This window comes from Actinoplanes sp. NPDC026619 (assembly GCF_040638295.1).
In the GTDB taxonomy this organism is placed as follows: domain Bacteria; phylum Actinomycetota; class Actinomycetes; order Mycobacteriales; family Micromonosporaceae; genus Actinoplanes.
This window is the reverse complement of the sequence record NZ_JBEZYA010000005.1, coordinates 395,581-407,341: the sequence shown is the minus strand read 5'-3', so window position 1 is coordinate 407,341 and position 11,761 is coordinate 395,581. Positions and strand designations below refer to the sequence as shown.

General features: G+C 69.6%; 12 protein-coding genes. 6 read left to right on the top strand and 6 right to left on the bottom strand.

Annotation, left to right across the window (positions count from 1 at the left end; all coding sequences use genetic code 11):
* The first annotated feature begins 401 nt into the window (after nucleotides 1-401).
* The gene (locus AB0E90_RS14885; RefSeq protein WP_360404308.1) at nucleotides 402-2,309 is read left to right on the top strand and encodes a beta-galactosidase; all 1,908 of its coding nucleotides are present in this window, start codon (nucleotides 402-404) and stop codon (nucleotides 2,307-2,309) included.
* 1,514 nt (nucleotides 2,310-3,823) lie between these two features.
* Here AB0E90_RS14885 and AB0E90_RS14880 read toward each other — a convergent pair.
* The 3 genes from AB0E90_RS14880 to AB0E90_RS14870 form a co-directional block, all read right to left on the bottom strand.
* A complete protein-coding gene (locus AB0E90_RS14880; protein WP_360404411.1) occupies nucleotides 3,824-4,078 on the bottom strand; it encodes a helix-turn-helix domain-containing protein in 255 nt (84 codons plus the stop codon).
* A gap of 80 nt (nucleotides 4,079-4,158) precedes the next feature.
* Complete coding sequence (locus AB0E90_RS14875; RefSeq protein ID WP_360404305.1) at nucleotides 4,159-4,980, bottom strand: alpha/beta hydrolase; 822 nt, start codon at nucleotides 4,978-4,980, stop codon at nucleotides 4,159-4,161.
* A complete protein-coding gene (locus tag AB0E90_RS14870) occupies nucleotides 4,980-5,369 on the bottom strand; it encodes an OsmC family protein (protein WP_360404302.1) in 390 nt (129 codons plus the stop codon). The genes AB0E90_RS14875 and AB0E90_RS14870 overlap by 1 nt, the downstream gene beginning before the upstream one ends.
* Before the next feature lie 139 nt (nucleotides 5,370-5,508).
* Here AB0E90_RS14870 and AB0E90_RS14865 point away from each other — a divergent pair, with 139 nt between their 5' ends.
* Entirely contained in the window at nucleotides 5,509-7,353 is a 1,845-nt protein-coding gene (locus AB0E90_RS14865; RefSeq protein WP_360404299.1) for a ricin-type beta-trefoil lectin domain protein, read from the top strand.
* A 5-nt stretch (nucleotides 7,354-7,358) separates the two neighbouring features.
* Here the strand turns inward: AB0E90_RS14865 and AB0E90_RS14860 are convergent, their stop codons facing one another.
* Nucleotides 7,359-7,895, bottom strand: a complete 537-nt coding sequence (locus AB0E90_RS14860; RefSeq protein WP_360404296.1) for a GNAT family N-acetyltransferase — start codon at nucleotides 7,893-7,895, stop codon at nucleotides 7,359-7,361.
* Between the two features lie 36 nt (nucleotides 7,896-7,931).
* A complete protein-coding gene (locus AB0E90_RS14855; protein WP_360404293.1) occupies nucleotides 7,932-8,465 on the bottom strand; it encodes a TetR/AcrR family transcriptional regulator in 534 nt (177 codons plus the stop codon).
* Nucleotides 8,466-8,524: 59 nt separating this feature from the next.
* On the opposite strand from AB0E90_RS14855, the gene AB0E90_RS14850 reads away from it, so the two are divergent.
* The 3 genes from AB0E90_RS14850 to AB0E90_RS14840 all read left to right on the top strand — a co-directional run bounded on the left by AB0E90_RS14850 (nucleotide 8,525) and on the right by AB0E90_RS14840 (nucleotide 11,222).
* Entirely contained in the window at nucleotides 8,525-9,574 is a 1,050-nt protein-coding gene (locus tag AB0E90_RS14850; protein ID WP_360404290.1) for an aldo/keto reductase, read from the top strand.
* Nucleotides 9,575-9,936: 362 nt separating this feature from the next.
* Nucleotides 9,937-10,656 (top strand): hypothetical protein, encoded by a 720-nt coding sequence (locus AB0E90_RS14845; RefSeq protein ID WP_360404287.1) that lies wholly within the window; start codon nucleotides 9,937-9,939, stop codon nucleotides 10,654-10,656.
* Between the two features lie 2 nt (nucleotides 10,657-10,658).
* The gene (locus tag AB0E90_RS14840; protein ID WP_360404284.1) at nucleotides 10,659-11,222 is read left to right on the top strand and encodes a hypothetical protein; all 564 of its coding nucleotides are present in this window, start codon (nucleotides 10,659-10,661) and stop codon (nucleotides 11,220-11,222) included.
* Nucleotides 11,223-11,233: 11 nt separating this feature from the next.
* Here the strand turns inward: AB0E90_RS14840 and AB0E90_RS14835 are convergent, their stop codons facing one another.
* On the bottom strand, nucleotides 11,234-11,497 hold the full coding sequence (locus tag AB0E90_RS14835) for a nuclear transport factor 2 family protein (RefSeq protein ID WP_360404408.1): 264 nt from the start codon (nucleotides 11,495-11,497) through the stop codon (nucleotides 11,234-11,236).
* Between AB0E90_RS14835 and AB0E90_RS14830 the strand changes: the two genes are divergently transcribed.
* Nucleotides 11,381-11,704 carry a hypothetical protein gene (locus AB0E90_RS14830; protein ID WP_360404405.1) on the top strand — a complete coding sequence of 108 codons (324 nt, stop codon included), beginning with the start codon at nucleotides 11,381-11,383 and terminating at the stop codon, nucleotides 11,702-11,704. The two genes, AB0E90_RS14835 and AB0E90_RS14830, sit on opposite strands and share 117 nt — an antisense overlap.
* The last annotated feature ends 57 nt before the right edge of the window (nucleotides 11,705-11,761 follow it).

The window sequence follows — 11,761 nt, the reverse complement described above, 5'->3', positions numbered from 1 at the left end:
GGTGCGGGGGTGGGGTGGGCGGTGTGCTCACGGGGTGCGAGGGTGGGGTGGGCGGTGTGCTCATGGGGTGCGGGGCTGGGGTGGGTGCACACGGCTGCTGAGCTGAATGGCTTCGCTGCGCTCAGCGGGCGATTGCCCCTGGGAGGTTGATGAGGAGGCAGCCGATTTTCTGGCACCGCACACCCCGCGGCGACAGAAAATCGACTGCCTCCTCATCAACGGGGCAATCGCAGGTAGTTCCGTGAGTCGGGGCCTCTGGAAAACGTAGACACCAGGGCGGCCCAAGATCTGGGGGCGGTTCCGTGCGTTGGGGCCTCTGGAAGACGTGGACGCCAGGGCGGCCCAAGATCTGGGGGGGTTCCGTGCGTTGGGGTGTGCCATCAGCGTTGCAGTATGTAGGGATGGCGATCTTCTACGGTGGTGACTACAACCCGGAGCAGTGGCCCGAAGAGGTGTGGCCGGAGGATGTCGAGCTGATGCGGCGGGCCGGTGTCAACCTGGCCACGGTGGGGGTCTTCTCCTGGGCCCGGATCCAGCCGGAAGAGGGAGTTTTCGACTTCGACTGGCTGGACCGGGTTCTCGACCTGCTGCACGCCGGGGGAGTGGCGGTCGATTTGGCCACTGCGACCGCGTCCACCCCGCCGTGGGCTACCTACAAATATCCGGACATCCTCACCACCACCCGGGAGGGCGCGATCCGGTGGCCGGGAAGCCGGCAGCACTACGCGCCGACCTCGCCGGACTATCGGCGGCTCGCCTCTGAGCTGGTCTCCGCGCTCGTCGACCGTTATAAGGACCACCCCGCGGTCGTGATGTGGCACATCAACAATGAGCTGGGCTGTCACACCACGTACGACTACTCGGACCAGGCGGCCGTCGCCTTCCGTTCCTGGCTCGTCCGTCGTTACGGCGACATCGGCTCGTTGAACGCCGCCTGGGGCACCACGTTCTGGTCGCAGCGCTACACCGGCTTCGAGCAGATCGTGCCGCCCCGGCTGACGCCGGCCGCGGTCAACCCGACCCAGCAGCTCGACTTCCGCCGGTTCAGCTCCGACATGCTCCTCGAACTGCTGCGCATGGAGAAGCGGATCATCCGGGATGCCGGCGCCACCCAGCCGATCACCACCAACATGATGGGCGCGTTCCCGAACGCCGACTACTGGTCCTGGGCCGACGAGCTCGACGTCATCTCCGACGACAGCTACCCCGACCCGCGCGACCCGCACTCCTTCCGCACGGCGGCGTTCGGCCGGGACCTGATGCGCTCACTCAAGCCCGGCACCCCGTGGATCCTCATGGAACAGGCCCCCAACCAGGTAAATTGGCGCCCCAACAACGCGGTCAAGGCGCCCGGGCAGATGGCCGCGATGAGCATGCAGGCGGTGGGCCGCGGCGCCGACGGCGTGCTGTTCTTCCAGTGGCGGCAGGCCGCCCGCGGTTCCGAGAAGTTCCACTCCGCGATGCTGCCGCACGCCGGCCCGTCCACCCGCACCTACCGCGAGGTCGCCGAACTGGGCGCCGCGCTGCGCACGCTGGGCGACCTGCCCGCACCCGGCCGCGACGCGTCGGTCGCCATCGTCCTCGACTGGAACTGCCACTGGGCCCTCGACCAGCCCAACCACCCGGCCCGCTTCAACTACCTGGCCCAGGTGCAGGGCTGGCACGCCGCCTTCCACGAGCTGAACATCCAGGTCGACATCGTCAGATCAACCGGACCATTCGACGGGTACGACGTGGTGGTAGCGCCCAGCCTCTACCTCATGAGCGACGCTTCCCCGCTGGTCCAGTTCGTAGCATCCGGCGGCTGCCTGTTCACCACCGCCTACACCGACGTGGCCGACGAGAACGACGGCTTCCTGCCGGGCGGCTTCACCCAGCGCCTGGGCGAGGCCCTGGGCCTGACCGTGACCGATTTTGCCGGCGTCCAGGGCACCGAGGCGTCATACGCGACCAACCTCCGCGGCGAGATCCTCCGCGAGGAGATCGTCCTCTCCGGCGCCGAAGTCCTGGAAACCTTCACCGACGGCACCCCCGCCCTGACCCGCCACCCGTTCGGCCAGGGCGAGGCCTGGCACCTGGCCACGATGGCCACCGAGGCCGACCGCGTGTCACTGGCCGCCCGCCTGGCCACCCACCGCGGCATCACCCCGGTGATGGCCGACCTCCCACCGAACGTCGAGGCCTGCGCACGCAGCGGCCTGATCACCCTGATCAACCACAACCCCACCCCGGTAAAGCTCGGCGACGACGAGCTGGGCCCGTACGAGTACCGACTGTCCCGAGCGAATGTCAGCCCGCCGCAGGCTTGACCAACGGAGGACACAAACGAGACGCCCACCATGCGCAGCCGCACCGCCGCCAGGCGTTGCGGCCGGGCGCCACGACCGTGGCTGCCCCCGCTGACTCTCTCGATCGCGTGCCGTAGGTCATTGTGCTCAGGGCGCGCGGCAGCCGTTGGGGACGAGATCCGGTACGCCGCGCTTCGAGTTCATCGCCGCCACCAACCCAACGGATCCGCGCCCTACGAAGCAGGCCCTAGGTTTGGACTGCGCCGATGCTGCAAAAAACGTCCGCGCGTTCTTAACGGTGTCCAGAGAACGGGTACGTAGTTGCGCCGGAGGTCTGCAAGAAGGTAATTTGTTCTCCGCGGCGCCGGCGGTGGTCGCGCATTTTGCCGATTGATATTCCGGCTGGCAGAATGGCACTTCCGGGCGACTTTCCTGTTTGATGTGGGGAGATTAGGCATAGCCAGTGGTGCGTTTCCGACTCGCACCGTGACGCGCCGACGGCAACGGACGACCGACCGTCGCGTATCGGGTTGCGCCGCAATCGCGGCTTCACGTGCGCGGCTTATGGCTGCTGATTTAGAGGAGGGCCGCGAGCGGTGGACGGCCGCGTGGCGGCCCCAGCCAGTCGCCGCCGTCCCGCTTCGCACTGCATATCCACGGCGGCCGCCCGACTCGAGCCGATGTGTTGACTCAGCATGGGCGGCCGCTCCCGCCAAGACCGCGGCTCGCTCCTGGCCCGCCGCCGACGCCCGGTCTCTCGCTTGCATTTGACCGGCCACGGGCGTTCGCTCGGCTGGGTGCGCCCGGTCGGTCGCTTTCGTCTGGTGGATCGCTTGCGTGTGGCTGGCTGCGAGTGTCCGCCCAGCTGGTTGTGTCTGGGCGGTTGCTTGAGTTTGACCGGCGGCGTGCGAGTGCTCGATCGCTCGAGCGGGGCGGGCTGCCGGCGCCTGACCGGTGACTTCTGACTGGCCGGTAAATCCGGCCTGGACTGACCGGTCGGGCCGGCGGGCAACCGCTGGCGCATCGGCGAGGCCCGCATGACCGGCCTGTTGCCCACTGCGCGGCGGCACATCCCGCAAGACTCGGGCCTCGACGCCCGGCGCGCGCTGCGGTGGTCGCCTTACGGTGGTCTCGTCGTCCCAGATCAGCGGCGGAATCTGTTCGCAGTACTCATGCAGGCCCACCGCCCCGCACTCGGCCGAGCAGCCCTGCGACCGGCACAGTTTCCGGGCATGGCGCCTTGCAAGGCCCCACCGCCGGTGACGCGCATGCTCGCGGCGAAATTCGTCCGCCTCCACCGAATAATTGCGAGCCTTCGTTAGGTCACGCATAGCGGCGAGTTCGGAGTTGTTGAATAACTGGAGCTGCCGCTGTCGCATGAATACATTCTTCCGCACCGCAGAGAGCCGCCGCCAATGATTGACCATGCCAATCCCGCAAAGGCTGCCATGAGAATTGCTTGACGAATCGAACAGCGATCGGCCCGGCCGCTCGCATAGGGCTTTCTGGCGGCGGGTGAGAGGATTCAAAATCAGTTATCGCGGGATAATTGACGCCATTTGCCGGGCGCTCTTGGCTGGCTCGGTGGTTCGGAAGGTGGTGCGGTAGGACTGTGGGGGACGCCTACGAAGCGGCGTGAAGCCGCTTGCTCGGGCGACGGTGTCGATCGGCAGGGTGGTCGTCGCGAGGATCTGCTGGGCGCGCAGTACTCGCTGGTGCAGGAGCCACTGCAGTGGGGAGCAGCCGGCGGTTGCGCGGTAGCGGCGGTCGAAGCCGCGGTGGCTGGCCAGTCCACGTCTAGGGAGGGATCGTCGAGGTGTTCCAGGGCCTGGCGCATGGCGGTGGTGATCGGGCCCGCGGTGTCGTCGCCCTATCTGGCGATCAGGTCGGCTATCCGTTCCGGGAGGCCGGGGGTGAAGAAGGTGTGGCCCATGCCGGGGATCAGCTCGAGGCGGGCGTGCGGGATCGCCTTGGTCAGGGCCTCAGCGTGGGGGAGCGGGAAGATCGGGTCCTGGTCGCCGTGCACGATGGTGGTCGGTGCGGTGATGGTGGACAGCGGGGCCGACAGGGTGGGGTCGTCCGCGTAGGCAGCCCGGCTGTGGTTGGCCGCGGCGGCCGGGTCGGCGGCTCGTGACCACGCCCGCTCGGACATGGCGCGGGCGGCCTGCTCGTCGAACGGGAGGCTCTCGCCGTTCATGACCCGGAACAGGGCGACGTCGGCTTCGGGGCCCGGTTCGTGCGGGCGGGCGACGTGATCGCGGAAGCGCTGGGTGACCGGGGCGATGTCAGCCGGGTCGGCGGCCAGCATCGGGGTGGTGGTCAGCAGGGTCAGGGTGCGCACCCGGGCCGGCGCGTGGACGGCCAGCCACTGGGCGATGACGCCGCCGAGGGAGGCGCCGGCGACGTGCGCGTCGGGCCGGTCGTAGGCGTCGAGGATCGCCAGGCAGTCCCGGGACATGTCGGCAATGACGTACGGATGCTGATCGAAGTTGACCGTGCTCGAGAGACCGGTGTCGCGGTGGTCGAAGCGGATGGTCTGGAAACCGCGCTCGACCAGGCGGTCGACCAGGGCGTCGGGGCAGTGGACGGCCTGCGCGGCCTGGCCCATGATCAGCAGGACGGCGGGGTGGGCCGGGTTGCCGCTCTGCTCGGTCCACAGGGTCAGCGGGCCGGACCGGACGAGCTTCTCCATCACGCGCGCTCCACCGTCGCCCCGGCCCGGATCGCCCGGGGGATCTCGGCCACCTCGTCGACCCGGTCGAGCAGCCTCGTCAGCTCTTCCGGCGGCGCCGGCGTGTCGACCGCCACGGCGTAGACGATGCCGGTCGACGACCACGTGGACTCGTCGAAGTCGCCGGAGGCACGCACCTCGACGCCGTCGACGCGGATGCCCAGGGCGTCCGCCTCGCGGTAGATGTCGTTGAGGACACAGCCGGCGGCGGCCAGGTGCAGCAGGTGGGCGCCGGTGAAGTCGGCCTCGACCGTGACGCCCTCCGGGGTCCACCGGTGCGGGAACGGGACCGCGTCGTCCTTCGCCGATCTGCGCGTGCCGGCCCCGACCACCACCGAGAACTTGTCCACGCCGCCATTCTGCGCTCGATCCAGCGGTGCGGGCCAAGGGTTTTCGCGTTCCGGAACCAGGGACCATTGACTGGCCTCGATCGAGCCGGGAGGATTTCCGGGCCGTTACTTCAAGCCCTGATAAATGCGTCGAGGTGACATGTTCCGTACCCGTCAAGCCGTCGTTCTCGCTCTGGTCCTTGCTGCCGCCGGCCTCAGCGTTCCTGCCTACGCCGCCCCTGCCGCCACCGTGCAGGTCTACCTCAGCTCCGAGTCGCGCACCGCCGGCTACGAGCCCAAGAACGGCAATTGGTACACCAACCCGGCCACCGGGCTGGCCGGCACGCCCTACCAGCTGAGCCGCCAGGCCGACCTGGCCACCGCGGCCGCCGGCGGCGCCGCGACCATCACCGTCGACACGACGCAGCAGTATCAGACCGTGCTCGGCGTCGGCTCCTCGCTCGAGGAGTCCACGATCTACAACCTGTCCCGGATGAGCGCGGCCGGGCGGGACGCCGCGCTGCGGGCGCTGGTCGACCCGGTCAGTGGGGCCGGCTTCAACGTCGTCCGGATCACCCTGGGCACCAGTGACTTCACCTCGCACGACTTCTACACCTACGACGACGGGGCGGCCGACCCGTCGTTGTCCCGCTTCTCCATCCAGCGCGACATCGATTACCACATCGTCTCGACGCTGCAGCAGGCTCTCGCGATCAACCCGAACCTGAAGATCTTCGCGAGCGCGTGGAGCGCCCCGCCGTGGATGAAGACCAGCAACAACATCATCGGCGGTTCGCTGCTCAGCCAGTACATCCCGCATCTGGCCTCTTACTACGGCAAGGCGGTCCGGGCGTACGCGGCGCTGGGTGTCCCGATTTTTGCCCTGACCCTGCAGAACGAGCCGTTGTTCTCGCCGGCCGACTACCCGGGCATGCTCGTCTCCGCCGATCAGGAACGCCAGCTGGCCAAGGCGGTCCGCGCCGAGCTGCCGGCGACGAAGATCTGGGCGTTCGACCACAACTTCTCCGAGGGCGCCTCGTACGCCGCCGGGGTGCTCACCGCCGACGCCCGCTCCTCGGTCGACGGGGTCGCGTTCCACGACTACGCCGGTGATCCCTCAGTGATGGCGACGGTCAAGGCGACCTACCCCGACAAGGACGTGCTGATGACCGAGCGGTCGGTGTGGGGGACCGCCGGCGCTGACCGGATCGTGCAGTACTTCCGCAACCAGGCCACGCTCTACGAGGGCTGGGTGTCGATGCTCGACCAGAACCGCTCGCCCGAGCGCTGGTCCGGTTCGCCCGATCCGACCATGCTGGTGCAGAGCGCGTCGAGCCCGGACACGTTCTGGAAGCTGCCGGACTACAACATGGTCGCCCAGTTCTCGAAGTTCGTGCAGGCCGGCGCGAAGCGGGTGAGCAGCGGTTACGGCTCGACCGGCACGGTCACGAACGTCGCCTTCGTCAACCCGGACAACTCCCTGGTGACGGTGGCGGTAAACCAAACTGCGGCAAGCCAGACCTTCACCGTACGGGCGGGAACACGCCAGTTCACCGCGACCCTGCCGGCCAAGACCACCGGCACGTACGTGTGGGCGGGCGCCGGCGACGCGGGCGCGGGTCCGTCGCGCACCGGCCAGGTCGTCGGTTACGGCGGCAAGTGCGTCGACGTCGCCGGCGCGAGCTCGGCCGACGGCGCCGCGGTCCAGCTCTACACCTGCAACGGCACCACCGCCCAGTCCTGGACGGTCGGCGCGGACGGCACCGTCCGCGCCCTCGGCAAGTGCCTCGACGTGACCTCGGCCTCGTCGGCCAACGGCACGAAGATTCAGTTGTACGACTGCAACGGCAGTGCCGCCCAGCAGTGGTCGGCCGGCTCCGACGGCACCCTGAGGTCGCTCGGCAAGTGCCTGGACGCCACCGGGCCGAGCTCGGCCGACGGCACCCGCCTGCAGATCTGGGACTGCACGGCCGCCGCCAACCAGAAGTGGACCCTCCCGGCCTGATCGCCTCACGTTCGGTACAGCGCGAAAGGGGCGTCCGGGTGCAAGCCGGGGCGCCCCTCGACAAGGCCCTCGCGCCGGATGCGGCCGGCCGGTCGCATGCCGAGCCGTTCCATGACCGCCCGCGACGCGTGGTTGTGCACCTCGGTGAACGCCACGATCGGCAGCTCCGGGTGGTGCGTGCCGGCCCAGGTGAGCGCGGCCCGGCCGAGCTCGGTCGCGTAGCCGCGGCCGGTGCGGGCGTCGCGCACCACCCAGCCGAGTTCCAGCACCGCCTCGCCGTCGAGGTCGATGCGGGTGAAGCCGCCGCGCCCGACGAGCGACCCGTCCGCCCGGTCGCGGGCCATCCACTTGCCGACTCCGTCGGACGCCCATCGGGCTGTCATGGCCGCGGTCCAGGCCGCCACCGTCCTGCCGGTCCAGGGGCCGGTCCAGTAGGCGACCTCCGGATCGGCGTACAGGAGCGTCAGGTCGTGGATGTCGTCGGCCCCGATCGGGGTCAGGACGAGTCGCGCGGTCCGGACCGGGTCGGTCGGTGCCGGCATCGGTCCTCCCCTTAAATGAGAGATCACTCTCTTTAATTAGTTGATGATGGCCATCAGCGCCGCGGTGAAGGGGGCTGGGTCGAGGTCGCCGCGGATCGCCAGCTGCTGGCTGTAGCTGGCGCTGAGGGCCACGAACGCCTCGGCGATCGGCGCGGCGTCCGGGCGCCGATGCTCGGGCACCAGCTCGGCGACCGCCGCGCGCATGGCCGCCAGCTGCTGGCGCACCACGGCCGCGAGCGGCGGTGACACAGCCGCCTCGGCGTAGATCTGGGCGACCAGGCGGGCGTGGTCGGTGTCCCGCGCCAGCCTGCGCACATGCTCGAGGAAGCCGGCGACGGCCTCCGCGGTGAGCGCCTTCGGCAGGGCCTCCGTCCCCTGCTCGCAGACGGCGATGACGATCTCGTCCTTGCTCGTGAAGTACCGGTAGATCGCGCCGTTGGAGAGCCCGGACTCGGCCACGATGTCGGCCATCGACGTGCGCGCGAAGCCGTGACTGGCGAACCGGGCGCGGGCGGCATCGACGATCTGCTGGCGGCGTGCATCGAGATGCGCCTGACTGACCCTCGGCATAAAGAGTGACCCCTCGGTTTATTTGCTACCGTGGCGAGCCTACCCCTTCAGGAGACGCCATGCGCTATCAGACCTTTGGCCGCCGGACCGGACTGCGCGTGTCGGAGTTCGCGCTCGGGACCGCGAACTTCAGCACCGCCGCCGGCGACGGGGCCGGCCCCGAGGCGTCGCGGGAGATCTTCTCGGCCTTCGTCGCCGCCGGCGGCACCACGTTCGACACGTCCAACCTCTACCGGGACGGGCAGGCCGAGACCATGCTCGGCGAGCTGCTCGGGCGGGAGCGCGACGACTTCGTGGTGATCACCAAGTACAGCGGGACGCGGCAGACCCACCCCCGGCCGGGCACGACCGGGAACAGCCGCAAGACGATGGTGCGCTCGCTGGAGGAGAGCCTGCGCCGGCTGAAAACCGACTACGTCGACGTCTTCATGCCGCACTTCCCGGACGGGATCACCCCGATCGAGGAGATCCTAGCCGGCCTCGACGACCTGGTCCGGTCGGGCAAGATCCGGCACGGCGGACTCTCCAACTTCCCGGCCTGGCGAATCGCCGGCGCCGCGATCCGGGCGGACCTGCGCGGGCTGGCCCCGCTGTCCGGTATCCAGACCGAGTACAGCCTGGCCGAACGCTCCGCCGAGCGGGAGCTGCTGCCGATGGCGGAGGCCCACGGCCTGGGCGTGGTGCTGTACTCACCGCTGGCGGGCGGGCTGCTCACCGGCAAGTACCGGCACGGCGAGCAAGGCCGGCTCAGCGCCCGCGGCGCCGGCATCGAGGGCACCACCCAGCGCTCCGCCGTCGTCGACGCCGTGCTGGCGACCGCCGGCGAACTCGGCGCCGGCCCGGTCCAGGTCGCCCTGGCCTGGCTGCGCCACCGGGCGGCCCTGGCCCCGACGGCTCTGATCCCGATCGTCGGCCCGCGCACCCCGGCCCAGCTGGCGGAATACCTGAAGGCCCTGGACCTGCAACTCGGCGACGAGCACTACCGGCGCCTGGCCGAGGTCAGCGCGGTCCGCCTGGGCACCCCGCACGAGGACGTCGCCGCCGCCCTGACCCACGGCGCCGACGGCGACCGCACCCTGCTCGAGGCCCCACCGGTGCCCGTCGTCTAGTGGACTGTCGTTCAAGGACGCGGAGTTCCCCGATCCCGCCCTCGCCGTCGTGGATCTGCACCCGGTTGTGTGCTGTGCCCTGTGCGCCGTCACCTGTGTTGCGTGCTGAGCATGCGATGTATGTCAGGGAATCGAACCCCGCGCCCTGGAAGCGTGCGCTGCCGGTGATGCGAGAACGGAGCTGTTCAGTGCGACGCGACGCATCCGCGCGCAGCGCGAGAGCCTCGGCAAGTTTTGATGGGAGCAGTATGCCCATCCAAGATCGACGCCGCCTGCGATTTTGCACCGGCGGACATCGATTCGACGATTGGCTATGGCGTGGCAAGGGTTCGCGGCTTCACGGCATCGGACATCATCAAGGCGTGGGCGACCTTCTGATCAATCTGCTGGCGAGCGTCATCGCCGGTACGGCCGTCTGGCTTGCGGGGTTCCTGCTGCGCCGGCGCAAGCTGAGCCGGGAACGTGCTTTCTTCGGCCTCAGCGCCGGGTCGAGCTGTTTGCTGGTGGTGTCGCGGCACGCGTCGTCGCCGCGGGAGTCCAGCGTGCACCGCCGCGACGTCGCCGCGCTGGTGGAGTTGGCGACCATCGCCCGGGAGTGTGGCGCGCACGCCGACCGGGTCGGCGAGGACCAGCCGACCGGCGAGATCGGCCGGCTGACCGAGTTCTGCGTCGGGGGCCCGGGCGGGGCCAGCCCACGCAGCGCTACGCATGTGCGCGCGATTCTGCGGGGCGTGAAGTACGAGGTCTTCGACGACCAGGAGCGCCGGATGTCATTCACGGTCGGCGGCACCGCGTACGTCCTCAGCCCGGAGACCAGCTACGTCCTGCTTGCCCGGTTCTGGGGGCCGGCCGGTGGCCGCCCGGTGTTCTTCATCGGTGGTCTGAGCGCGGGCACCAACCTTGCCGCCGCCCGCTACCTGGCCGCGCATCACCCCGAGCTCGGCCGCACCTTCGGCGCCGACCGGCCGTTCGCCGTTGTCTTGCGCGTCGTCGAGCCGGCCGCCTACGGCACCGATCTCACCGAGCTGGTCGCCGACGTGACCGACGTCGCGTTCCAGCCGACTCCGCAGCCGGCGGAGTGACGGTGATCGAGATCTTGGATGACCTCGGTGTGCTGGCCCGGGCCGACCTGGACCCGGCGACGTTGAGCCTCGCCGGTGTGCCGTTCGGGGCGGACGCCGCCGGCACTCTGCCGCGAGGCCGGATCATTGAGGCAGGCTCCTCGATCGTCCACCGTTCGATCGTCGGCACCGACCGGATTCCCGAGTACTTCGCGGCGGACGGCCGGAGGCTGACCCTCGACGACGTGATCGACAGCGCCTTCGTGGATGGCGGCATGCTGTATTTCGCCGGCCACTTCAGCTGCCAGATCGTGGGTTCGCTGGTCGCCGGATTCGCGCTCTACGGCGCGGAGCGCGGCCATCTGGCCCACTTCGGGTACCTGCGGTCCTACGAGGAGTTCCGCCGCACGTTCGGGCCGGCGGACCGGACCGAGGAGTCGCGGGTCTACGGCGATCTGCTCGGGTACCACGACTACTACTGGCGCTCGCGGAAACACGTCTACTGGAGTGCCGACGACGAGGACGGCACCGGTTGTCTGTCCTCGATCAGCATCGGCGACTATCCCGGCAACGCCGGCCCCGAATAGCCGCGCCCGAGTCAGGCCGCTGGTCGCAGGCCGGTGGTGTCGAAGGCGACCAGGGAATCGACGACCAAGCCGTTGCGCAGGCGCATGCGGTCGATGCCGTCCCAGGTGATCGGCGTTCCGGCGGCGGTTGCGGTGCCGTTCCAGCTCACGAAGCACAAATCATCCACCCTGGCGTACGCGGTGACGGCAAGCCGGACGTCCGGGAAGCGCCCGACGATGGTGGCTACCCGGTCTCGCCACCTCCAGTCCGCGCAGCGCCTCGGGCAACCCGGGATAGCGCGGGCCTGCTGCAGCAGGCATTCAAGCGGCTGCGGGAGGCGGGCGAGGTGACCGCGGGCGACGACGCCCTGCGCACCCGGCTGGTGATCGGCGCGCTTTGTGAGGCGGCCGCCACGATGGCCGATTCGTCGACGCCTGAGCAGGCCCTCACGATGGCCCGAACCGACGTCGGCCGCTTTTTGAAAGGCCTGCGCGCCCACTGATCCGGGGGATCGGCAGCCGCCGCGAGTCATGACCCGGAACGCGCGGCGGCTCGCCGG

What these genes read in the sequence shown, in the direction of transcription:
- AB0E90_RS14865 (WP_360404299.1), top strand. Translation starts at nt 5,509, where the DNA reads ATGTTCCGTACCCGTCAAGCCGTCGTTCTCGCTCTGGTCCTTGCTGCC.
- AB0E90_RS14860 (WP_360404296.1), bottom strand. Translation starts at nt 7,895, where the DNA reads ATGCCGGCACCGACCGACCCGGTCCGGACCGCGCGACTCGTCCTGACC.
- AB0E90_RS14850 (WP_360404290.1), top strand. Translation starts at nt 8,525, where the DNA reads ATGCGCTATCAGACCTTTGGCCGCCGGACCGGACTGCGCGTGTCGGAG.
- AB0E90_RS14875 (WP_360404305.1), bottom strand. Translation starts at nt 4,980, where the DNA reads ATGGAGAAGCTCGTCCGGTCCGGCCCGCTGACCCTGTGGACCGAGCAG.
- AB0E90_RS14885 (WP_360404308.1), top strand. Translation starts at nt 402, where the DNA reads ATGGCGATCTTCTACGGTGGTGACTACAACCCGGAGCAGTGGCCCGAA.
- AB0E90_RS14855 (WP_360404293.1), bottom strand. Translation starts at nt 8,465, where the DNA reads ATGCCGAGGGTCAGTCAGGCGCATCTCGATGCACGCCGCCAGCAGATC.